Source organism: Fibrobacter sp. UWOV1, from assembly GCF_900142495.1.
GTDB lineage: Bacteria > Fibrobacterota > Fibrobacteria > Fibrobacterales > Fibrobacteraceae > Fibrobacter.
Genome location: NZ_FRBA01000009.1, coordinates 57,228 through 80,460, shown reverse-complemented (window position 1 = coordinate 80,460; position 23,233 = coordinate 57,228). Strand labels below are relative to the sequence as shown.

General features: G+C 51.5%; 19 protein-coding genes and 2 tRNA genes. 2 read left to right on the top strand and 19 right to left on the bottom strand.

Features of this window, described 5'->3' with window-relative positions:
• Positions 1–136 precede the first annotated feature (136 nt).
• Positions 137–1,006, top strand: coding sequence for a hypothetical protein (locus tag BUC02_RS12210; protein ID WP_073322905.1), 870 nt, complete (start codon positions 137–139; stop codon positions 1,004–1,006).
• Between the two features lies 1 nt (position 1,007).
• Here the strand turns inward: BUC02_RS12210 and BUC02_RS12205 are convergent, their stop codons facing one another.
• From BUC02_RS12205 to BUC02_RS12190, 4 genes are read right to left on the bottom strand one after another with little or no spacing between them, the layout of a single operon-like run.
• Positions 1,008–2,354, bottom strand: coding sequence for a hypothetical protein (locus BUC02_RS12205; RefSeq protein WP_073322903.1), 1,347 nt, complete (start codon positions 2,352–2,354; stop codon positions 1,008–1,010).
• Positions 2,351–3,496 carry a hypothetical protein gene (locus tag BUC02_RS12200; RefSeq protein ID WP_073322901.1) on the bottom strand — a complete coding sequence of 382 codons (1,146 nt, stop codon included), beginning with the start codon at positions 3,494–3,496 and terminating at the stop codon, positions 2,351–2,353. Before BUC02_RS12200 ends, BUC02_RS12205 begins: the two co-directional genes overlap by 4 nt.
• Complete coding sequence (locus BUC02_RS12195; protein ID WP_139261145.1) at positions 3,483–4,289, bottom strand: hypothetical protein; 807 nt, start codon at positions 4,287–4,289, stop codon at positions 3,483–3,485. The genes BUC02_RS12200 and BUC02_RS12195 overlap by 14 nt, the downstream gene beginning before the upstream one ends.
• 44 nt (positions 4,290–4,333) lie before the next feature.
• Positions 4,334–5,653 carry a GntR family transcriptional regulator gene (locus BUC02_RS12190; RefSeq protein WP_073322897.1) on the bottom strand — a complete coding sequence of 440 codons (1,320 nt, stop codon included), beginning with the start codon at positions 5,651–5,653 and terminating at the stop codon, positions 4,334–4,336.
• 133 nt (positions 5,654–5,786) lie between these two features.
• Between BUC02_RS12190 and BUC02_RS12185 the strand changes: the two genes are divergently transcribed.
• The gene (locus BUC02_RS12185; RefSeq protein ID WP_073323014.1) at positions 5,787–6,935 is read left to right on the top strand and encodes a glycoside hydrolase family 26 protein; all 1,149 of its coding nucleotides are present in this window, start codon (positions 5,787–5,789) and stop codon (positions 6,933–6,935) included.
• A 77-nt stretch (positions 6,936–7,012) separates the two neighbouring features.
• On the opposite strand, the gene BUC02_RS12180 is transcribed toward BUC02_RS12185, so the two are convergent.
• The 15 genes from BUC02_RS12180 to BUC02_RS12110 all read right to left on the bottom strand — a co-directional run bounded on the left by BUC02_RS12180 (position 7,013) and on the right by BUC02_RS12110 (position 23,200).
• Positions 7,013–8,728, bottom strand: a complete 1,716-nt coding sequence (locus BUC02_RS12180) for a glycosyl hydrolase family 8 (protein WP_254794210.1) — start codon at positions 8,726–8,728, stop codon at positions 7,013–7,015.
• Positions 8,729–8,976: 248 nt separating this feature from the next.
• Positions 8,977–9,453: a 30S ribosomal protein S7 gene (rpsG, locus tag BUC02_RS12175; RefSeq protein WP_072980594.1), complete on the bottom strand. Its 477-nt coding sequence runs from the start codon at positions 9,451–9,453 to the stop codon at positions 8,977–8,979.
• A gap of 12 nt (positions 9,454–9,465) precedes the next feature.
• Complete coding sequence (gene rpsL, locus BUC02_RS12170; RefSeq protein WP_072980597.1) at positions 9,466–9,855, bottom strand: 30S ribosomal protein S12; 390 nt, start codon at positions 9,853–9,855, stop codon at positions 9,466–9,468.
• Positions 9,856–9,921: 66 nt separating this feature from the next.
• A complete protein-coding gene (rpoC, locus tag BUC02_RS12165) occupies positions 9,922–14,367 on the bottom strand; it encodes a DNA-directed RNA polymerase subunit beta' (protein ID WP_073322895.1) in 4,446 nt (1,481 codons plus the stop codon).
• A 1-nt stretch (position 14,368) separates the two neighbouring features.
• Positions 14,369–18,640, bottom strand: a complete 4,272-nt coding sequence (rpoB, locus tag BUC02_RS12160) for a DNA-directed RNA polymerase subunit beta (RefSeq protein ID WP_073322893.1) — start codon at positions 18,638–18,640, stop codon at positions 14,369–14,371.
• A 131-nt stretch (positions 18,641–18,771) separates the two neighbouring features.
• Positions 18,772–19,143, bottom strand: coding sequence for a 50S ribosomal protein L7/L12 (gene rplL / locus BUC02_RS12155; RefSeq protein ID WP_072980602.1), 372 nt, complete (start codon positions 19,141–19,143; stop codon positions 18,772–18,774).
• Between the two features lie 51 nt (positions 19,144–19,194).
• Positions 19,195–19,731 (bottom strand): 50S ribosomal protein L10, encoded by a 537-nt coding sequence (gene rplJ / locus BUC02_RS12150; protein WP_072801177.1) that lies wholly within the window; start codon positions 19,729–19,731, stop codon positions 19,195–19,197.
• A gap of 8 nt (positions 19,732–19,739) precedes the next feature.
• On the bottom strand, positions 19,740–20,426 hold the full coding sequence (rplA, locus tag BUC02_RS12145) for a 50S ribosomal protein L1 (protein ID WP_072980606.1): 687 nt from the start codon (positions 20,424–20,426) through the stop codon (positions 19,740–19,742).
• A gap of 39 nt (positions 20,427–20,465) precedes the next feature.
• Positions 20,466–20,891, bottom strand: coding sequence for a 50S ribosomal protein L11 (gene rplK / locus BUC02_RS12140; protein ID WP_073322891.1), 426 nt, complete (start codon positions 20,889–20,891; stop codon positions 20,466–20,468).
• Between the two features lie 29 nt (positions 20,892–20,920).
• Positions 20,921–21,460 carry a transcription termination/antitermination protein NusG gene (gene nusG / locus BUC02_RS12135; protein WP_073322889.1) on the bottom strand — a complete coding sequence of 180 codons (540 nt, stop codon included), beginning with the start codon at positions 21,458–21,460 and terminating at the stop codon, positions 20,921–20,923.
• Between the two features lie 3 nt (positions 21,461–21,463).
• A complete protein-coding gene (gene secE / locus BUC02_RS12130) occupies positions 21,464–21,652 on the bottom strand; it encodes a preprotein translocase subunit SecE (RefSeq protein WP_072980610.1) in 189 nt (62 codons plus the stop codon).
• A gap of 19 nt (positions 21,653–21,671) precedes the next feature.
• Positions 21,672–21,744 (bottom strand) — tRNA-Trp (locus tag BUC02_RS12125).
• 12 nt (positions 21,745–21,756) lie between these two features.
• Positions 21,757–21,909 (bottom strand): 50S ribosomal protein L33, encoded by a 153-nt coding sequence (gene rpmG, locus BUC02_RS12120; RefSeq protein WP_072801172.1) that lies wholly within the window; start codon positions 21,907–21,909, stop codon positions 21,757–21,759.
• A 12-nt stretch (positions 21,910–21,921) separates the two neighbouring features.
• A complete protein-coding gene (gene tuf / locus BUC02_RS12115) occupies positions 21,922–23,106 on the bottom strand; it encodes an elongation factor Tu (protein ID WP_073322887.1) in 1,185 nt (394 codons plus the stop codon).
• A 22-nt stretch (positions 23,107–23,128) separates the two neighbouring features.
• A tRNA-Thr gene (locus BUC02_RS12110) sits at positions 23,129–23,200 on the bottom strand.
• Positions 23,201–23,233 lie beyond the last annotated feature (33 nt).

Here is a 23,233-nt window from a genome sequence, read left to right as displayed (position 1 = left end):
TAACCTTCTGTTAAAGTGAAAATTTTTGTGCCTTAAATATAAAAAAGTAGAAAGTAGGAAGTAGACAGTAGGAAGAAAAAATGTGAAGATTTAGTGATTAGTGGTTCGCTGGCAGAAATTAAAACCTAGAACTTAGATGAAATCAGCAAAAAGTTGGGAAAATACTATCATTTACAACAAGATGAAATGCATTATTGTTCTTGTCACGGTCCTATTACTAGTAGCATGTAACAAAGAGCAAAAGCCCGTAACGTTTTCAGAAGACGAAAGCTTTATGGATGTTACTCCAAAATTCTATTCCGTAAACGGGGCGAAAATAGGCCTCACCGACAAAGACCTCATCGAAAACGGCAAAGATTCCGCAAAAGCCATTATAGAGATATTCAGAACAAAAGAGAATTTCAACAAGATGTGGTATAACGACAAATTAAAAAAGCCTGCCCCAGAAGAAAGAGTTCGCATACATTTTGACGAAAATCTCCCTTACAAAGCACTCCATAGGGTTTTAACAGCTATCCGCATAGCAAGCATATCAGAAATTGAATACGTTATCGGAGACGATTTCAAGAACCCATTCAAAGTTCCCTACTTCACAATAAAACAATCTCCTATAACAGCGAGCCTTTTTGCCAGCATTATTCGTTTAGAACTAAAAGGTGTAAGTGAAGACAATCTCGACTTACGCACATTGAACGAGTCGCACAGAAAAATGGCTCTCTATGATTTAAACAAATGCCGCTGGCCCGAAGTTTCCATTTATGTCAAAGAAGAAAATGATTCATTATTTTATTATATGTACATCCATGAATCTATATTCCCCCGCAAGGGGGATCCGCGAAAATTCCTTAATGAGCCAGAATTATGGAATTACATTGACAGCATGGGTATAAAAAGACAATTGGAAAGCAAAGCCTGCGACAAGCACATCGGTTTCTATCCGGATTCAAACATTCCCTTAAAAGAACTCGTTCCAACGATGCGAAAAATAGAAGCGTTCCGAAAGTAACCTAGCGATTATCCCACGCATTGCACTTGTCAAGAGCGTCCTTCATCGAATTCAACTGATTCTTGCCAAATTTCTCATAGCGGGCTCTCCGCGTTCCCTTGTAGAACGACATGCCTGCTGTTTTCCGTGCAGCTTCGTCGCCCAGCTTTTGCACGGTCTTTTTAGATATATTGGCCGGCAACAGAATTTCTTTCTCAAGTTCGCTGTATTTTAAAGAGTCCATAAACGAAACCGCATCTTTCGCCTCCCTCAATCGCGCATACAGCCAAAGCGCTTTGCGATCCCAACCGCTAAATTCGCCTTTTCCGTTCATCACGAAATCGAGACCGTGCTCCTTCGCCTTGCAACCTTTCGGCGATGACATCTCTTTTTCGCAAGAATAAAATGGCGATTCCCGCTTTTTCATTTCCTTAAATCCGTTTATACTTTCATAACAAAAACTTGTCATATATTCATATTCGCTATAATAAATATGTTCAGAATAAAATTGACTCGGTACATTCGACCCAAATACTAAATAGCGTTTTCCATCCACTTCAAAGCACTCCAAGCTTTCTTCTGACGCCTCGGGCTTATCGACCATGTTCATCCGTTTAGTGCTACCATAAGATTCAACAGGATGGTGTTTCTCATTTGCGTTATTATAATAGCATGGAAACACCCCTTCTGCTAGCACTGTATCCTCTTTCGGTTCTTCCGAGGAACAGCCTTTTCCGCGACACTCCCATACCGTCACTGCGGAATCCTCACCAAGAATATCGTCTTCCATTGATTCCGTTTCGGTTTTCTTGAAGGCAACTTCTACAGAAGCACACGGGCCGTCGATAACGACATTTAACGTCGTCTTTAATGTTATTGACTGATAAGACGGGCATGAACATGAAAGAGTCGTTTCCCAATCCGCCTTGAATTTTTTCCCATAAAGTTTTTTGACCGATGTAGAATCTATCGGTTTTTCGTTTCTGCAAAGACAGCCGCCCTCCCTCGCGTTCAATTCGTCAACAAACGGACTCGTCACGCTTCTCCTTTGCAATCGCTCCGTATCCGAGCACACTTTGCAACTAAATTCATCTGGATTTCCGTCATATTCCCCGCCCATTTCAATTTGCCGACCCTCGAAATTCAATACGAACTTATTATTCCAAACAGGACGTCCACACGTCAATGAGTCAGGCCATTTCCATTTCGAATTCGGATTAATTCTTTTAATAGCCTTTATGCCTAAATCAAAATCGTCCGCAGTTTCATCAAATGACGAAACACAAAAATGCATTATCGCAGGTTCTTTTGCCAAAAGAGTTCCCACAAGCAGCAACATCAGAAGCAGAATTATATTCACGGTCTTCATGGCAAAAGATCCTTTACTTCGGTGCATTTGGCCGGACATATATAACCGTCACCGCAAGTTTCCCAATGTCCCACTATGCTTTTTGTATGGAGTTGAATGTCTTCGACCTGTTCCAATTCAAAAATGTTCTGTTTCTTTTTCTCCTGCAAATCATGCTTAGTGCACTTGCCGCCGACACGGACATAAAGTAATACATTTCTTTCGATGGAGTTAAAATTACAGGTCAGTACATTCTTTGACATAACAGGAATACTCTTCCCGTATAAACTTTTCATCGGAATGCCCTTGAGTGCATCCGCACCGATATACTTAGGAATGGGCAGATAGACCTTGGTCGCAACAACACTAGTCGCGTTGCAAGTATCCTGCTCCACGAAATGCGCCAACTTTCGTTTTCCATATTCTGCAAAATCCATTTCATACGACTTTTCGACACGCATCGCGCCTTCACACTTCATCTTTTTGCCATCAGCAAAAGTAAGCTTCGGCAATACATCGTAATAATTAGTCAAATGAAGTTCCGCATTTTTCCCGCCATTGACGCAATATTCCACAACGGGAATCGTATCGTTACATTCACCCACAAGCCGCGCCAAAAAATCTCGCTTCATCGGGGGAAATTCTCCATTGCCATTGGTATCCCATTCGCCTTTCCAACGGCCCTTGAAAACTTGCCCATAAAAAGGCTTCAGAGATTCGCGGGCGTTGCGAAGATAGAATGTAGCCTTATCCTCATAGTCTTCACTTTTTCTACAGCAAGCATCTTCATCTTTACTACCATACAATCTAAGTTTCCAAATACGTTCCAGCTTTATAGGATACTTAGGGCAATGACTACAAACGGCTATACCTCCGCCACCGCCACCCAACAAACCCACTAAACCATCTTCACGGCACTCAATATCGTACGGGAAAAAGACCTTGCTTTTCGTTTTCCAATTGGCATGGCACGGAGTGTGTTCGCAAGGAATTGAATCAGGATAATTCCACTCTTTGATTGGTTCATCAAGGTCCTTTATCAGCAAAGGAACGTATGTACTATCATCCAGAATCTTGGCGCAGTATTCCGCAATGCGGGGCGTTTCTGCAAACGCTCCACAAAAAAAACAAAGACCGGCTATGCAAATACTAAGGAGCTTCATGCGCCATCCCCCAGTCCTTACAGGCTTTCATTACGTCAGCAAAAGAAGAAAAGTTTCCCCGTTTATAAGATTTACTTTCGATCTTTTTTGTCCGCAAATAGAAATCCATTCCCGTCCACCTGGGCGCAGCGGAATTCCCCGCCTTCACGACATCTTCATCTTTCAAGCCCCACGGCAATGTCTGGTAAAAGTCCTGTAATCTATGATTTTTCAAAAGCCAGGCCATCAAGGAATCCAAACTTTTCCTTTGACTCGCCTTGAAATAGTATAGCAAGGCATCTCGTGAAAGATTCGATATTTTTAAATCTTCCGTTTCAAGAATTTCCATTCCCTTTTCCACAGGCTTGCAGCCATTGGGCGCCGCTTTCGAATTCTTACACGAATAAAAATAAAGTCCCGATTTTTTTGTATAACGAGGCACTTCCACATCTTCACCGAGATTGCCGCAATTCATGTTATCATCGTAGCAACGCGACTTGCTTCCCCAAAAAACGCTATCGCGAATCTGTTCCGGGGCATTGCTCCTAGCGATTATATACGCATGACCTTCGCCATAAAAACAATCCACCTTGTTCTCTACAAATTCCAAAGCACCATCCATCGGCATTGTCGTGGAACTCGCGTAATTCGCAATCTTGCAAAAATGACCGTGAGGCTCATAGCACGGAAAAATATCCTTAGCGCCCTGCGGAATTCTTATCATTCCTGCGAAGCCAGCAACAATCGCTAAGCAAATCACAATCCAAAGAAGCTTCAATCCACCCATCAACCTATTCCCCGAATCACGTTGCACGTTTATAAATATAACATACAAAAATATAATTTCAAGAAAAAGGCTTATTTTTCCACGACATGCCCCGAAAGCTCGCGGAAATCGTCTTTTTTGTACAAAGTAACGCCAGGAGAAATCAAGTGGAATACGGACTGTTCCGCAAGGGCATCGAGGCTGAACTCAAAGGAATCCAGGCGGTTGCGATAGCTGTCGTTGGAATTGTCGAAAGACACCATGTAAGGCGGGCGCTTGAGCTTGCCCTGCTCCACGAGCGACAAAAGTTCCACCCCTACCCTGTCGTTTGACACGACCCACGCATCTACAGGCGGAATCTCTTTCACCAGCTTAAGCAAAATACGGCTAAAATGTTCATGCGCCCCCTTCTCCTGCATAAAATCAAAATGGCTCGCATGGCTCGCATCGGTCGCTTCGATTACCTCGAGCCCCACCTTCTTGAGTCCTTTCAGGCGGTCCCTCGACCACATGCTCATGTGGTAAGGCGAAATAAAGGCGACACGCTCCATTCCCTTTTCTTTCAAGAAATGCCCCACCGCGCGCCCCGGGAAATCACCAAAGGCCAAATTGAAGAACGCGTAGCGCTTTTCTTTTTTTAACGCGCGGGGAATATCGTACAGCGGGTGTTCCCACCACACCGAAATCGGGAACCGCGTGCAGGCAAGCAGGGCAAAGAGTTTGCTTATGTTGAACACCAGCATGGTCGAAACGACGGCACCGAAGTATTCGCCACAGTCCTCCAGCCTGACCCGGTTTCCGGCGGCATCTAGAAAAAGCCCCGCGTTCTCATAATACCCGAGTGCCTTGACTTTAAGCTTGTTGCGGCGCGCCTCGGCATACACCTTCTGCATGAACGTAAGTTCACGTTCGCCAAGCCCGTTAAAATCCCCGTTCGGATTGCAACGCATAATCAAGAGGATTTCCTTCAAGTTGACCGCAGACGACCTTGTATTCTTGAAGTAGTAACGCCCGCGGCCCTTGCGGTCGAGCACTCCCCTTTCACGCAGCATTTCAAGGGTACGGCTCATGGAACCCGACGTGGTCCTGTAAACCGAACACAAGTCCTTAATCGACGGTAGCGTACTGTCCACCGAAATCTTGCCGGATTTCCAGTCTTCTAAAAGCAGGCGTTCCAGGCGTTCAGTCTCGTGCTCGCTTGCGTCTACCACGATTTCGGGCTTTTGGCCCCAAAAGTAACCGTTGCCGTGCTCTCCGTAGATTTTGCCTTGTTCTACTAGGCGCTTATACGCTTGGAAAACGGTAAAGGTCGAAGCCCCCTGCGACGCAGCTACCTTGCGCACAGATGGAAGCCTTGCACCATCCTTGAATCCGGACGATTCTATCCACTTGCAAAATTCATCGACAGTCATCGGGCCTCCGCCATAACACTAGATACACTTTAATATAAATATAAACAACTAAAACGTCTTTCGCAAAATCCCGAACATATCTTTAAAAACGTAAAACAACATCAACTGGCATTTAATGCCTATCGGGGTTTATATGAACAAGAAATTATTCCTCTCTATGTGTGTCGCACCTGTCGCGGCCATGGCATTCCAGGTCGGCGCATGGGTCGGTGGCCCGGGTCAGTATCCGCAGCCCACGCAGCAGAACGTGCAGGCGTTCCAGGATTTGCAGGGCACGCACCTCGACCTTATCAGCTACTTTGCACTCTTCGACATCAACGACTGGAACGCGACCGAAGAATACGCCAACGTCGCCAAGGAAAACGGCTCCACGCTGGTGGTTACCTGGATGGCGAACGGCTACAATGCGCAGGAACTGGTGAACGGCAAGGCCGACGAATACATCCGTGACTACGCCAAGGGCGTCAAGAATTACGGCGAAGAAATCTGGCTCAGGCCCCTCCACGAGGCAAACGGCGACTGGTACGACTGGGGCGTGGGTAAAGAAGGTGCCGGCAACACCGACGCAAACGTGGCCGAAGCATTCCGCCACATCGTGAAAATCTTCCGCGAAGAAAATGTCGAAAACGTCAAGTGGGTCTGGACCACTAACGCCTCGAACGCAGGAAAGGGTTCCACGCTTACCGGCAACTACCCCGGCGACGAATACGTCGACTACATCTCCATCGACGGCTACAACTGGGGCAAATGCCAGAGCTGGTCCAGCTGGCAGACGTTCTCGCAGGTTTTCAAGAAGGCGTACAACGCGCTCGCGAACATCGACAAGCCGCTCTTCATCGCCGAAATTTCGAGCTCCGAACTCGGCGGAAACAAGGCCGAATGGATTACCGACATGTTCGAGCACTTCGCCACGGACTTCTCCCGCGTATTTGCGGTGATGTGGTTCAGCCAGAGCAAGGAAGCCAACGAAGGCGACTGGGCGCTCAACACCTCGCAGGCCGCCGTTGACGCCTGGAAGGCCGGCATCGCCAAAATGAAGGCTTTGGAGAGTAACACGGCTATCAAGCTTACCGGGAGGGCCGCCGGCAACTCCTTTCGCCTGCAAGACGGCAAGCTCTACATGCAAACCGACAAAGCATTAAAGGCAAGCGTCGTGCAGTTCGACTACCAGGGGCGCATCCTGTGGCAGAGCGCCGTACAGCACTTCACCCCGGGCGTACACGCTATCGATGCTCCCAGCACCCATGCGCGAAGCATGTACAGGCTCCACATACAGAAATAACCAATCCACAAAAGCAAAAGTCCCGGAAGATTTTCCTTCCGGGACTTTTTATATACAAGCCTTAAATAGAAGCTTTACTATTTCACGACCTTGTATGCCTTGTTGCCGACAATGACAAGCATCGGGCCCGTTTTGGCAAGGCGGACTTCCTGGGTCGAAGTCGCAGTCTTCGATGCAGTCAGCACGCGACCGTTGAGATCAGTGACCGTATACTTGGTGCCTGCCGGTGCGTTTTCAATAACGATTGCGCTGTTGGTGGACCACACGCGAACATTATTGTTCAAGGCAACGGTTGTACGAATTGCAATCGTAGTATCCTGGTTAGCAACGGTAGAATCAGGGTTGGTAACAGTAGAATCATTACCCGGGCCAGTCTGGGCGGGAGCCTTGATGGTCGCCTTGTAAAGCTTGCAACCTTCGAAGTAATCAACCTTGTCGCCGTCATTATAGGTCACGCCGTTGATTTCGGTCTCGGTAATGGTCTTTTCTTCAGATTCGACAGTCGGCTTCGGCTTCCAAATCTTGAAGGTGCCGCTCAAGTGGAGCATGGCAAGGTAATGCACCAGGCCATCGTAGTAGCGGTACTGACCGGTCATGAACTTAGTATCCCATGCCAACTCCAAGTTCTTCTTGACGGCGGCATCGTATTTGGAATCGTTAATCAAGGCCATGGCTGCAACTGCATTTGCACCGGCTTCGCCCTGCGTATACTGTTCCTGCGGATTAGAACCATCCCAGTTGAAGCGAGCGTGCTTGTAGCCATCCTTTTCAAAGAAATCGATAATGCGGCGGGCCATTTCTTCTTGACGAGCAGAATCAACACCGAACAGGTAGTAGTCCATACCGAAGTTCATAGCGCAGCGCATGGCGTCGTACATGTACTTTTCGGCGTTACTATTGTAGCTTACGCCGTGCGGGGTTCCGTCAAAGTTGTTATAGTCGCTGAACAAGCCGGACTTCGGGTTAGAAGATTTGTACAAGTGATCGCGCGTTGCCTTCGCGGCCTTAGACCACTTGTCCTGATTGGAGGTGGACCAACGGGCGAAAAGATCGACGTATGCCGGCAAGTCGTAAGACGGGTCAGAGAAGTTGTTTTCGTTGCCCTGCGGCTGGAATGTAATCACGTAGTGTTGCGGGTTGAAAAGGCTATGCTGGCCGTTGTCCCACATCTTTTTCAAGATGTACTGGGCGTCTTCCATGTACTTGCTGTCGTTCCAGCGATTGGCTGCGAAAAGCAAAGACATCATAAAGTACATTTCGCCATCAGGTGCGCAGTTGTCATCGCCACCAGTACCGCTGTCGTTACGCTGCCATGCAAAGTAGCCGTCCCAGCCACCGCCCTTGTGCCACATGTGGTTCTTCGCCCAGTTCCAGAGCTTGTCGAATTCTTCTTTGTGACCCGTCTGTACGGCAATCATCATGCCGTAAGACATGCCTTCGGAACGGACGTCGTTGTTGTTGATGTCCTTGATGTAGGCTTCGCTACCCTTGTCATAATAAACCTTGGAATTATCATCACCCTTAAAGTAATGATTCCAAAGGGCATCCATCTTTTCCTGAATTTCGGCGTCAGTCTTGCCCAAAATCTTCTTGAACGGGCTTTCGTAATTACCCGTATAATAGGCACCGGAATAGTTTTTATCCTTGTCGCAATCCGGACCGTAATAGGCTCCGTTTTCGTCAAAGAAGGTTCCCGCGTAGGTTTCTGCAGCCATCGATGTGGTGGTCGCGAATGCGCCAAGGCAAGCGGCAGATGCCAAAATGCCGGCAAAGGATTTCAGGTGTTTTTTCATTTTCACTCCCATTAGTGTTTTGTTTTTACCCTTTACCGCAAAGATAAATCCCGCTGTATACAAAAGCAATAAAAGTCCGACTATTTGCGTTGTACGGTTTTAAACGCCTAATTACGCAAAATTTCGGCATTTTTGTGTTAGAATTTTAGTCTACGTATGTGTTCCGGCAAACCCTAACTGCACAAAACAGAAAAGCTCCGCTTTTAAGCGGAGCCTTCCTCTAGGATAATTCCGTGCTAATGCAAGAATTAGAAACGGAAGTGTGCGAAAGCCTTGTTGGCTTCGGCCATCTTGTGCGTGTCGTTCTTCTTGCGGACAGCGTTGCCTTCACCGTTCTTGGCGGCAACGAGTTCTGCAGCAAGGCGGTCAGCCATGTTGGCTTCGTTGCGGTTACGGGCTGCATCGAGGAGCCAGCGGAGAGCGAGGGCCTTGGCGCGGTCCGGTGCAACTTCCATCGGAACCTGGTAGTTGGCACCACCGATACGGCGGGACTTCACTTCGAGACGCGGCTTGATGTTTTCGAGGCAGAGTTCGAACTTTTCAAGCGGAGTTTCCGGACCTTCGAGCTTCTGGCCGAGGTTTTCGAGAGCGGTATAGACGATCTGTTCAGCGATGGTCTTCTTGCCCTGCTTCAGCACGACACCGACGAGTTCGGTAACGAGAGTGGACTTGTAACGCGGATCCGGGAGGATGGAGCGATGGAGAGCCTTTCTTCTTCTAGACATATTCTACCTTCCTTACTTCTTGGCCGGAGCGGCACCTTTCTTCTTAACACCGTACTTGGAGCGGCCGTTCTGACGACCGTTCACAGCCTGGGTATCCAAAGTACCACGGATGATGTGGTAACGAACACCGGGGACGTCCTTCACACGACCACCGCGGATGAGCACGATGGAGTGTTCCTGGAGGTTGTGGCCTTCACCAGGAATGTATGCGGTCACTTCCATCTTGTTGGAAAGACGCACACGGGCGATCTTACGAAGAGCGGAGTTCGGCTTCTTCGGGGTGCTGGTGTACACGCGGGTGCAAACACCGCGCTTCTGGGGGCAGGACTTCAAGGCCACGGAAGCGGTCTTGTTGCTGATCTGTTCACGTCCGTTGCGGACGAGCTGTTGAATAGTTGGCACTGTTAATCTCCTAGATTTTGGAGTGCAAATATAGTTTCTTTTCCAATTTTTTTCAAGTATCTCGGGTTAATTATCCGAATCTTCCTCGTCATTGATACCGATTTCGTTATCCAGCATCTGGATGGCGCTATCGTCGGATTCAGTGTAATCGCCCTGGATACCCATAGGCCGAGCCGCGGCATCCAGTTCGGCATCGGCATCCACCACCTGGACGTTCCTCAGGTGGCGTGCGCCAGTACCGCACGGAATAAGACGACCCATAATCACGTTTTCCTTAAGACCCAGGAGCGGGTCGACGCTACCTTCGATGGAAGCGCGGGTAAGGATCTTGGTGGTCTCCTGGAACGAGCAGGCAGAAATGAAGCTGTCTGTCGCCAAGGATGCCTTCGTGATACCAAGGAGCATCGGCGTGAAGGTCGCCGGAGTCTTGCCGAGTGCGACCAAGCGGTCGTTCTCTGCGCGGAGACGGGCCTTGGAAATTTCTTCGCCCGGAAGCAGTTCGGAGTCTCCGGAATCCTTGACCTTCACCTTACGCATCATCTGGCGGACGATACATTCGATGTGCTTATCTGCGATAGCCACACCCTGCAGGCGGTACACCGCCTGGATTTCGTTCACCAAGTGACGCTGGACCTCTTCAGGACCAAGGACGTCGAGGATATCGTGGGGATCCACGCTGCCTTCACTGATCTTCTGACCAATGTGGACACGGTCACCTTCGTTGACCGCCAGATGGACGCCGCGGGGAACCAGCACTTTCTCTTCCTGGTCATCCATCTTAATATAAACTACCTGGTTGTTGCGGACTTCTTCGATCTTTTCGACCAGACCGTCGATCGGAGCGATGAACGCCTTGTTCTTCGGAACGCGAGCTTCGAAGAGTTCGGCCACGCGCGGAAGACCACCCGTAATATCGCGGGTCTTACCGGCAGCGCGCGGAAGTTTTGCAACAGTCTGACCGACGCTCACCATTTCGCCAGCCTTAACGGTAAGGATTGCGCCATCCGGAAGCATGTAGTTACCAATCTTCGTGTTAGAAGAATCAACGATGGTAACTGCCGGGTGGAGGTCCTTCTTGCCGTGCTGCTTGTCGCTAATCACGGTCCAGGTTTCCACGCCAGTGACTTCGTCCGTTTCGGAACGGTAGGTGCGGTTTTCAACCATGTCCGTAAGAACAACCTTACCAGAAACGTTACTGATAATCGGGCTGTTATACGGATCCCATTCGAACATTACCTGGCCTGTAGTAACTGCGGCGCCGTTTTCGACATGGAGGATAGAGCCGTACGGAATCTGGTAACGACCCTTGTTGATGCCGGTCTTGTCAAAGATAACGAGTTCAGCCATGCGGCTGGTAACGACCTTCTGGCCTTCGTGTTCAACAGTTTCGACCTGTTCGAGTTCGATGTGGCCATCGACGGTTGCCTTCTTGTCACTTTCGACAGTAAGACGAGAAGAAGCACCACCGATGTGGAAGGTACGGAGGGTAAGCTGCGTACCCGGTTCACCGATGGACTGTGCAGCGAGCACACCCACGGCTTCGCCCAGGTCAACCGGACGACCGGAAGCAAGCATACGGCCATAGCACTTGGAGCAGACACCATTGCGGGAATCGCAGGTGAGCACGGAACGCATCTTGATGTGTTCAAGACCCGTAGCGGAGATCTTCGGAAGATCGCGTTCGGTCACGAGTTCGCCGGCCTTGACGATCACTTCGCCAGTCACCGGGTGCTTGATGTCGTCCACCGGAGCACGACCGAGGAGACGTTCTTCAAGAGCGATCACGGTATCGTCGCCGTCCTTGAATGCGGACACTTCGATGCCGTTCGTGGTACCGCAGTCTTCTTCGGTAATCACGAGGTCCTGGCCCACGTCCACGAGACGACGAGTCAAGTAACCAGCGTCAGCCGTCTTAAGAGCGGTATCTGCCAAACCCTTACGAGCACCGTGAGACGAGATGAAGTATTCCATCACGTTAAGGCCTTCACGGAAGCAGGACTTAATCGGGTTTTCAATAACTTCCTGACCACCGAGCTGCTTGATCGGCTTCTGCATCAAACCACGCATACCGGACAGCTGCTTAATCTGTTCACGGCTACCACGAGCGCCGGAGTCGGCCATCATGTAAACCGGGTTGAAGCCGTCACGGTCGCTGGAGAGCAAGTCCCACTGCTTGGCAGCAACTTCGGAGGTCGTCTTGGACCACACGTCAATGGTCTGGTTATAACGTTCACCGTCGGTAATCACACCGTCTTCATAGAGGCTACGGATGCGGGAAACCTGTTCGGCAGCCTTGTCGAGCATTTCCTGCTTTTCCTTCGGGATCACCATTTCGGCGATAGCCACAGAAGAACCGGCGCGGGTAGCCCACTTGTAACCGTTGGCCTTCAGGTCATCCAGGTAATCCACGGTCACGCGGTTACCGGTGCGGCGGTACAGGTCGTCAATGGACTTCGCAATCACCTTCTTGCCGAAGGTTTCGTTGGCGTAGCCAAGTTCCTTCGGAACAAATTCGTTAAAGATGATACGACCGACGGTCGTCTTGATAACATTGTCTTCCTTAAGGGTAAGGAACTTGATCTTTTCGCCAGCCTTGACAGCCTGTTCGATATTGCCGTTATCGTCGGCAGATTCGCGGAGGCACACGGCATCCTTTTCGAGGGCGCCCATGTAAATCTTCTGACCAGCCTTAAGCTTCAAGTAAACGATTGCGTTCAGATCGACAACACCGTTTTCGTAAGCGCGCACGGCTTCGGCAGAATCGAAGAAGTGCATGCCTTCACCCTTACGAGCCGGACGCGGCTTGGTCAAGTAGTACAGACCGAGCACGATATCCTGACCCGGGACAGCGATCGGCTGACCGGAAGCCGGGTGAAGAATGTTGTTCGAAGAGAGCATGAGAACGCGGCATTCGAGCTGCGTTTCGAAAGACAGCGGAAGGTGGCATGCCATCTGGTCACCGTCGAAGTCTGCGTTAAATGCAGTACAGACCAACGGGTGCAGGCGGATTGCGTTACCTTCGATCAGGCGCGGGTAGAACGCCTGGATACCCAGACGGTGAAGCGTCGGGGCGCGGTTCAACATCACCGGGTGGTCTTCGATAATTTCTTCGAGGATATCCCACACTTCCGGACGTTCGGCGTCCACGTACTTCTTAGCGGACTTGAGGGTATAAACGATACCTTCTTCTTCCAAACGGTGGATGATGAACGGCTTGTAAAGTTCGAGAGCCATGCGCTTCGGGAGACCGCACTGATGCATGCGGAGTTCCGGGCCCACCACGATCACGGAACGACCGGAGTAGTCCACGCGCTTACCGAGCAAGTTCATACGGAAGCGGCCCTGCTTACCCTTCAGGAGTTCGGCGAGGCTCTTCATCGGACGTGCAGAACCCGTACGGGCAGTGCGACGGCCGCTGTCGAACAGCTGGTCAACGGCTTCCTGCAACATACGCTTTTCGTTGCAGAGAATCACGTTCGGCGCACGGAGGTCAATCAACTTCTTCAAACGGTTGTTGCGGTTGATGACGCGGCGATAAAGTTCGTTCAAGTCGGACGTTGCGAAACGGCCGCCTTCGAGCGGTACGAGCGGACGAAGATCAGGCGGAATCACCGGAAGCACGTCGAGAATCATCCAGGACGGCTGGTTAGCGAGAAGGCGTGCTTCGCTCGGGTACATCTTGCGGAATTCTTCGTAAGCGTCGGCAACCACAAAGTTGTCGTGCTTGGCTTCGTAGTTAGCCTTGAATTCGGCAACGGCTTCGGCGAGGCCACGGAGCCAGGGCTGCTGGCTGTCGGCCTTCATGGCCTTGACAGGATCTTCGTAGTAGCTACGGAAGCTGTCGCGCTGAGACTTGAGGAAGGAATCCACGACCTTGAGGCGCTTCAAAGCGTCTTCCTGCTTGGTCTTGGACTTGGACATAGCCTGAGTGCGGAGTTCTGCAGAAAGGGCGGTGAGGTCCACGCGGTCAAGCAGCTGCTTGATAGCGGAGGCACCCATCTTGGCGTCGAACGTACGGCCTTCGTTGGTGAGGTCCTGGTACTGGGCTTCATCGATCAAGGCATTCGGTTCGAGGTCAGCGTCACCCGGATCGATCACAACATACTTTTCGTAATAGATGATGTTGTCGAGATCCTTGGTGGAAAGGTTCAACAGAGCGCCAATGACGCACGGCTGGTTACGGACGAACCAGGTGTGAGTCAGAGGAATAGCAAGTTCAATGTGGCCCATGTACTTACGGCGCACGTTGGAGTGAGTCACTTCCACGCCGCAACGGTCGCAAACGACACCCTTGTAACGGATACGCTTGAACTTACCGCAGTTACATTCCCAGTTCTTCACCGGTCCAAAGATCTTTTCGCAGAAAAGACCATCCTTTTCAGGCTTGAAGGAACGGTAGTTGATGGTTTCGGGCTTGGTCACTTCACCATGGGACCAGCTGCGGATCATTTCCGGAGCGGCGAGGTGAATCGAAATATCGCCAGAATTGTCGCGTTCAATTTCTTCGACCATATTACTTATCTCCATTGGTCTGAATATTGAGACCCAAAGAACGAACTTCGCGGATCATAACGTTGAAGGATTCAGGAACACCCGGCTTCGGAGTGTTCTGGCCGTGTACGATAGCGTCGTACACCTTGGAACGGCCCTGCACGTCGTCAGACTTGACGGTGAGGAGTTCCTGCAGCGTGTAAGCGGCACCGTAAGCTTCCATAGCCCACACTTCCATTTCACCGAAGCGCTGGCCACCGAACTGGCTCTTACCGCCGAGAGGCTGCTGCGTCACGAGCGCGTAGCTACCGATAGAACGGGCGTGGATCTTGTCGTCCACCAAGTGACCGAGCTTCAGGTAGTACATGTAACCGATAGTAACCGGGTTCAAGAATGCTTCACCGGTACGGCCGTCATAGAGCTTTGCCTTACCGATAATCTTGTTGTTGTCCGGATCCATTTCGTAGTTCACGATCGGGTTCTTCTGGTAAGCCTTTTCGAGTTCCTTGCAGATGTCTTCGAACTTGGCACCGTCGAACACCGGAGTGGAAACCTTGAAACCGAGGGTCTTTGCAGCCCAGCCCAAGTGGACTTCGAGCACCTGACCGATGTTCATACGGGAAGGCACGCCCAGCGGGTTCAGAAGAATCTGGAGCGGACGTCCGTCTTCGGTGAACGGCATGTCTTCGACAGGCACGATCTTGGAGACCACACCCTTGTTACCGTGACGACCTGCCATCTTGTCACCGATAGAGAGGCAACGCTTCTTGGCGATGTAGACCTTCACGCTCTTGAGCACGCCCGGCTTGAGTTCGTCACCCTTAGTGACCTTGTCGATTTCCTTTTCCATGGTACGGGTGAGCGTATCCAGGTTGTCGCGTGCAACGAGCACGAGCGAAAGAACCTTTTCCTGGAGTTCGTCGTCGCCCACCACGAAAGTGGAAGCCGGAGAAACCTTCGTCACGTCGATGACGGAGAGGTTCTGTTCAGTATAAGTCTGGCCTTCGCGGATCAGGAGTTCATGGGTTTCGTTGTCCATGACCTTACCGGCAGCCTTGCCGCCCAAGAGTTCGAACAAGTGTTCGGAGCAAGAAGCCTTGATCTTGTCGATCTGGGCCTGGAAGTTGGAACGGATTTCGTTGATCGTTTCCTGATCCTTTTCCTTGCTGTTCTTGTCGGCCTTGTCCTTCTTGCTGAAGATACGGGTTTCGAGCACGACGCCCTTCATTCCCGGAGGAGCCTTCAGAGAAGAATCGCGCACGTCGCCGGCCTTTTCGCCGAAGATAGCGCGGAGCAAACGTTCTTCCGGAGAGAGTTCGGTTTCGCCCTTCGGAGTCACCTTACCGACGAGGATATCGTCAGCGGAAACTTCGGCACCCACGCGGATCACGCCGTTTTCGTCGAGGTTGCGCAAAGCATCTTCGCCGACGTTCGGGATTTCGCGGGTGAGTTCTTCCGGACCGCGCTTGGTGTCGCGGACTTCCAATTCGTATTCTTCGATATGGATAGAAGTAAAGGTATCCTTGATGGCAAGTTCTTCCGAAATAATAACGGCGTCTTCGTAGTTGTAACCGTTCCAGGGGAGGAAGCCGATCAAGATGTTCTTACCGAGAGCCAGTTCGCCGTGGTCGGTAGACACACCGTCAGCGAGCACATCGCCAGCCTTGACGAAGTCGCCCACATCCACGATAGGCTTCTGGTTGATGCAGGAATCCTGGTTGGAACGTTCGAACTTGCGCAGAACGTAGTTGTCAATCGGATCCTTGCCGAGGAATTCGTAGTCTTCGCCGAGACCGGTGAGCGGCACGAAGTTGCCGTCGACCATGTTGCCACGCTGCACGGTGATGTTGCGTGCATCGACGAAGGTCACCTTACCGTCGTGCTTGGCGCGGACGACCGTACCCGAGTCGAGTGCGGCGCGGCGTTCGAGACCCGTACCCACGATCGGAGCTTCGGCGCGGAGCAGAGGCACCGCCTGGCGCTGCATGTTAGAACCCATCAATGCACGGTTAGCGTCATCGTGTTCGAGGAACGGGATAAGACCTGCAGCCACAGACACGATCTGCATCGGGGCCACGTCCATGAGGTCAATGCGTTCGGTTTCGGTATCGTCGAGAGCGAAGCTGTCCTGGCGCATGAGGTGCGGGTATTCGCTCTTGTCGCGGACGATCACGTAGCCGTCCATGTCGCCCTTGAAGCGGTTGTCATCGGTGAGTTCGGTAGAAGCCGGAGCCACCTTGAAAGCGTCTTCTTCGTCGGCGGTGAGGAAGGTGATGTAGTCAGACACGATCTGTTCGACCACAGTGCCCACCTGTTCGTAATCGGCCTTGCCGCCAAAATCATCGACAGTGAAACCGTTACGGTAGTAAGTCACGTTGCCTTCGGCATCCTTGAACGCAAACACCTTGTTCACGAAACCTTCGAAAAGGTCGCGCTGCTTGATGTCGAGGTTCATGCGCACGGAATCGATCTGCTTCTTGGAAAGTTCAAGTTCCAGGAAGAGGTGCGGGTCATGCACGAAAGCCTTGAAGATACCGAAGTGCCACTTGGCTTCCGGAATCTTCACAATGTTGCCCTTGGCATCCTTGAAGTCAATGAGACCCACAATACGGTACGGGGTTTCGATGAAGCCGAAGTGGTTCACCACGGCGAAGGAAGCGAGGGAGTTGATAAGACCGATGTTCGGGCCTTCCGGTGTTTCGATCGGGCAGAGACGGCCGTAGTGCGTGTAGTGCACGTCACGGACTTCGAAGCCTGCGCGTTCGCGGGAAAGACCACCAGGACCGAGAGCGGAAAGACGACGCTTGTGAGTAAGTTCAGAAAGCGGGTTCATCTGGTCCATGAACTGGGAAAGCTGAGAAGAACCGAAGAAGGACTGCACCGTGGAGCTGACCATACGGGTATTCACGAGGTCGCGCGGAGTGGTCTGTTCGTCTTCGCCGTGGAGGTTCAGGTTCTCGCGGATGACGCGAGACATACGGGAAAGGCCCACGGAAATCTGGTTAGCAAGGAGTTCGCCCACGGAACGGGTACGACGGTTGCCCAAGTGGTCGATATCGTCGAGGGTGTAACCTTCGGTATCGCTGTAGAGGCCAACCATGTATTCGATGATGGCAAGGAAGTCAGCCTTGCTCATGGTCATCGTGGTGAGGGACGGAATCTTGAATTCGTCGCCCTGTTCTTCGAGGACCTTCAAGATTTCGGGCTTGCTGTAAATCTTAGCGTTCAAGCGATAACGGCCAACTTCGCCGAGATCGTACTTGTGCGGGTCGGAAATGAACTGACTGTCGAAGTAAAGTTCGGCAGTGCGCATATCCGGAGCTTCGTCCTGCTGCTGGTGGGTCACGGAGTAGATAGCCTTGAGGGCGTCTTCGCGGGACTTGGACTTGTCGGCAGCGAGGGTGTAGTGGATGAGGAGGTTGTCTTCGTCCTTGGAGAGGAGCACAACCGTTTCCACCTTGTTTTCGATGAGGCATTCGAGCTTCTTTTCGTCGATCACGTCGTTCGCGTGAACGATAACTTCGCCGGAATCCTTGTCGATCACATCTTCGAAAATGATGCGGTCGATGAGGACGCAAACGCCATTTTCGTCAAATTCCTTGGAGAGGTCGCTAACGGAAACTTCTTCGCTCTTCTTGTAGAACAGCTTCAGGATTTCCTGAGTCGTTTCGAAACCGATGCAGCGGAGCATGGTCGTTGCGGCGAGCTTCTTCTTGCGGTCGATGATGAGGTAAAGGGTGTCGCCTTCGGTATTGAATTCCACCCAGGCACCACGGTGCGGAATAATACGGCTCTTGTAATCGGAGCGGCCGCTGGGCTGGAGTTCTTCGTCAAAGCTAATACCGTAGGAACGGTGCAACTGGGAAACGACAACGCGTTCAGCGCCATTGACGATGAACGTTCCGTTTTCAGTCATGATCGGGAGTTCGCAAATAAGGACGTCGTTCTTGACTTCTTCCTTGAGCTTGCGATCTTCGCCATCTTCTTCGAAAATCTGAAGAGAAAGAGTGGCGTAAAGCTCCATGGAATACGTGAGACCACGCTCACGGCATTCGGGGATGCTGTACTTCGGGATACCGAAATAATAACCTTCATAATTAAGGGAATAAAGACCCTTGACGTCAGTGATCGGGAAAATATCCTGGAACACGCGTTCCAGCCCTACCTTGAGACGTTTTTCTGGCGAGATTTCCTTCTGGAGGAATTGCTCGTACGAAGCCTTCTGGACTTCGATCAGGTACGGGAGTTCCAGCTGGAACTTATTGGAGGAATAGCTTTTTCGCTCCGTGGTCATTTGAAATACCTCATCCGGTGAAGAGCTTTTTTATCTAAAAATAGCAAAAAATAGTGACAAACATTATACACCAAAAGCCCGCACATACAGTGCAGGCAGTTGGCATATAATAAGTCAATGAAGTGAAAGCATTACTTCAGAGCGACCTTTGCTCCGAGATCTTCCAGGTCCTTCTTGAGCTTTTCAGCGTCGGCCTTCGGCATTGCTTCCTTAACCACGCTGTTGGCCTTTTCGACCAGGTCCTTAGCTTCCTTGAGGCCCAGACCGGTGATGGCGCGGACAGCCTTGAGGACGTCCATCTTCTTAGCGCCGCATTCGACGAGGATTACGTCGAATTCAGTCTTTTCTTCAGCAGGAGCGGCAGCAGCGGCGGCCATTACGACGGCGCCACCGGCAGCAGCTTCGATGCCGTGGGTTTCTTTAAGGTAGTCAGCCAAAGCCTTGGCTTCGAGAAGGGTAAGACCAACGATTTGATCGCCCAGTGCCTTGATATCAGTTGCCATGATGTGTTTCTCCGATTATTCCGTTTAAATTTTTTGGTTTGTGGTTTGTTGTTAAGCTTCCGCAGCGGCTTCGGGAGCAGCTTCGGAGCCCGATTCTTTTTCCAGCTTTTCCTGGAGTGTCTTGATTTGACCGGCGATCGTGGAGCCAGGTCCGAGAGCGATGGAGACGATCTGAGCGATCATGCCCTTACGATCCGGGATCTTGGAGAGGTTCACGACTTCGGAGCCAGGCATCGCCTTGCCATCAAGGTACACGCTCTTGGCAACCAAGAAATCGGGGTTTGCTTTGTGGAATGCTTCAATTTCGCGAGCAGGCAGAAGCGGATCTTCTTCGAAGCCGACCATCACAGAAGTTGCGCCGGTCAGCAAATCATCGAGACCTTCGACCTTAAGAGCAGCGAGCACGCGCTTGAGAAGAGTGTTCTTCACAGCGTGGTACTTCACACCCTTAGATGCGAGTGCCTTGCGAAGGGCATTGTCCTTTTCTACGGTCATGCCTTGATAATTGAGCAGATAAACGGCGGTAGCGCCATTGAAGGACTCGACGAGCGAATCCACAGTCTGTTGTTTTTTAACTACAGCTTTCATGGTGTCTCCTATCGCGTCAGTGCCATATCAAGTTTGATGCCCGGAGCCATCGTTGCAGACAACGTAAGGCTCTTAATGTAGGTGCCCTTAGAAGATTGAGGCTTGTTCTTGACGACGGAATCGATCACAGCCTTGGTGTTTTCAACCAGCTGGTCGACGCCGAAGGAGAGCTTGCCTACGGGGGCATGGACGTTGGCGCCCTTGTCAACGCGGTACTGAATCTTACCAGCCTTGAGTTCCTTAACCGTCTGGGCCACGTTAACCGTAACCGTGCCGGCCTTCGGAGAAGGCATCAAACCGCGAGGACCGAGGACCTTAGCGACCTTACTAATCACCGGCATCATGTCGGGAGTAGCAACGACGGAATCAAAGTCCAGCCAGCCTTCCTGAATCTTCTGAACCAAGTCAGCACCACCAGCGTAGTCTGCGCCTGCGTTCTTTGCAACTTCAAGGTTATTGTCCTTGCAGAAAACCAAGACGCGGACCTGACGACCGGTACCATGCGGCAGCACGACAGTGCCACGAACCACTTGGTCGGAATGTTTTGGGTCCACACCGAGATTGAAGTGGATTTCGACCGTCTGGTCGAACTTCAATTCGGACTTTTTAAGGATTTGGACTGCTTCGGCAAGATCGTAAGCCTTGTTACGGTCGATGCTTTCAGCAATCTTCTTGTATTTTTTTCCTCTGAACATGGTGTTTCCTGTCAGATACGTAACGGTGAATTACCTGCCTCAGTCAACCACTTCAACGCCCATGGAGCGAGCAGTACCCGCGACCATGCGCATAGCGGCTTCGAGGTCGATTGTGTTTAGATCCGGCATCTTCTTTTGGGCGATATCCTGGACCTGGGCCTTGGTGAGCTTACCAACTTTCTTACGGTTGGGTTCGCCAGAGCCGCTTTCAATGCCGGCAGCCTTCTTGATGAGGGCCGGAACCGGCGATACCTTCGTGATGAAGGTAAAGCTCTTATCGGCATAGACCGTGATAACGACCGGGATAACCATGCCCTTGTCGTTCTGGGTCTTTGCGTTGAACTGCTTGCAGAATTCCATGATGTTCACACCCTTCTGACCAAGGGCGGGACCCACCGGAGGAGCCGGGTTTGCGGCGCCTGCAGGAATCTGGAGCTTAATATAACCTGTGATTTTCTTTGCCACTGTGTTATCTCCGTTTCAAAACCGTAGTCTTAAGCGATGTCGGATTCTACCTGGTTGTAGGAGAGTTCGACAGGCGTAGAACGACCGAAGACCGTGACCATGACCTTGATCTTGGTCTTGTCTTCCATGATTTCGTCTACGACGCCCACAAAGTCCTTGAAAGGACCTTCCTTGATGCGGACATTTTCGCCAATTGTGTACGGATTTTGGATCTCGCCTTCCGCGGAGCCACTAGGATCAACTCCAAGAAGACGATCGACCTCGCTCTGTTGTAAAGGAATAGCCACCCTCTTGGTGGGTGTCATTCCTAAGAAATGGGTGACGCCATTGATGTTCATCACCAAATGCTGGGTGAGCTCGTCCAGCACCATTTCGATGAAAACGTAAGTGGGCATTGCGTTCTGCACCGATACATGACGACGACCGCGAACGGTGGAAACCACTTCGCGGGTCGGAACAATGATACGGCCGAACTTTTCCTGAACGCCTTCGCGTTCAATCATCTGCTCGATACGTTTCTTAATGTTGTTTTCTTGACCGGAAAAGGTGTGAATGGCATACCAAAGCATACATTAACCTCTTCCCATAATTTTGTCAATGATCCAAGAGAAACCAACGTCGAGTCCGGCAATGTACAGACCCATAATGACGCTGAAAAGCATCACTACCAAAGTCGAACCCTTAAGTTCTTCCCAAGTAGGCCAAGTAACTTTCTTCAGTTCCTCGATGGATTCCTTGACATATTGCTGGATCTTGCGCATAATGACTCCAGGAAGTGAGCAGGTCGGGAGGGACTCGAACCCCCAACCAACGGTTTTGGAGACCGTGACTCTACCAATTGAGCTACCGACCTATTCGGACTTCCTTACTTGGTTTCCTTGTGAACAGTATGCTTGCGGCAGAACGGGCAGTACTTCTTGTACTCCACGCGGGAGGGATGAAGACGCTTGTTCTTGTCGCAGTCATAGTTGCGCTGATTGCATTCGGTGCATTCGAGCGTGATGAGTTCTCTGGGCATTTTATTATCCGATTACTTGATGATTTCGGTTACGGAGCCAGCGCCAACGGTACGGCCACCTTCGCGGATTGCGAAGCGGAGCTGCTTTTCCATTGCCACCGGGGCGATCAGGTTCACGTGGATGGTCACGGTGTCACCCGGAGTCACCATTTCGACACCTTCCGGAAGCTGGATCGTGCCAGTCACATCGGTGGTGCGGAAGTAGAACTGCGGACGGTAGCCGTTCATGAACGGCGTGTGACGGCCACCTTCGTCCTTCGTCAGAACGTAGATTTCTGCCTTGAATTCGGCGTGCGGGGTCACGGACTTCGGGGCTGCGAGCACCTGGCCGCGGCTGATGTCCTTCTTTTCTGCACCGCGGAGGAGCAAACCGACGTTGTCGCCAGCCTGGGCGTCGTCGAGGAGCTTGCGGAACATTTCAACGCCGGTAACGACGTATTCGGCGGTTTCGCCGAGACCCACGCGTTCGACCTTGTCGTTCAGGTGAACGACGCCGCGTTCGATACGACCGGTGGCGACGGTGCCACGACCGGTGATGGTGAACACGTCTTCGATCGGCATCAGGAACGGCTTTTCGGTTTCGCGGGCCGGAAGCGGGATGTAGGTGTCGCAGGCGTCCATGAGTTCCATGATCTTGTCCTGGTAGGCAGGGTCGCCTTCGAGGGCCTTGAGGGCGGAACCGCGGATGATCGGGGTGTTGTCGCCGTCAAATCCGTACTTGGACAGAAGGTCGCGAACTTCCATTTCCACGAGGTCGAGGAGTTCTTCGTCGTCCACCATGTCGACCTTGTTCATGAACACGACGATCTTCGGCACGCCAACCTGGTGGGCGAGGAGGATGTGTTCGCGGGTCTGCGGCATCGGGCCGTCGGTAGCTGCAACGACGAGGATGGCGCCGTCCATCTGGGCAGCACCGGTCACCATGTTCTTCACGTAGTCGGCGTGCCCCGGGCAGTCGACGTGAGCGTAGTGACGGTTTGCAGTGGTGTATTCCACGTGGGAGGTGTTGATCGTGATACCGCGGGCCTTTTCTTCAGGAGCGTTGTCGATTTCGTCGAAACGCTTGGCGGCGGCGAGACCGCGTGCAGCGAGGGTCGTGCAGATTGCGGCGGTCAGAGTGGTTTTGCCGTGGTCAACGTGGCCGATGGTGCCGATGTTGCAGTGCGGCTTGCTTCTGTCAAAATGTTCTTTTGCCATGATTCTATCTCCAATTAGTGAGAGCCCAGATCGGGAGTCGGACCCGAGACCTCTTCCTTACCAAGGAAGTGCTCTACCACTGAGCTACCTGGGCTTAATAGCCTGCTGAAGCGCTCTCTGCTTCAGC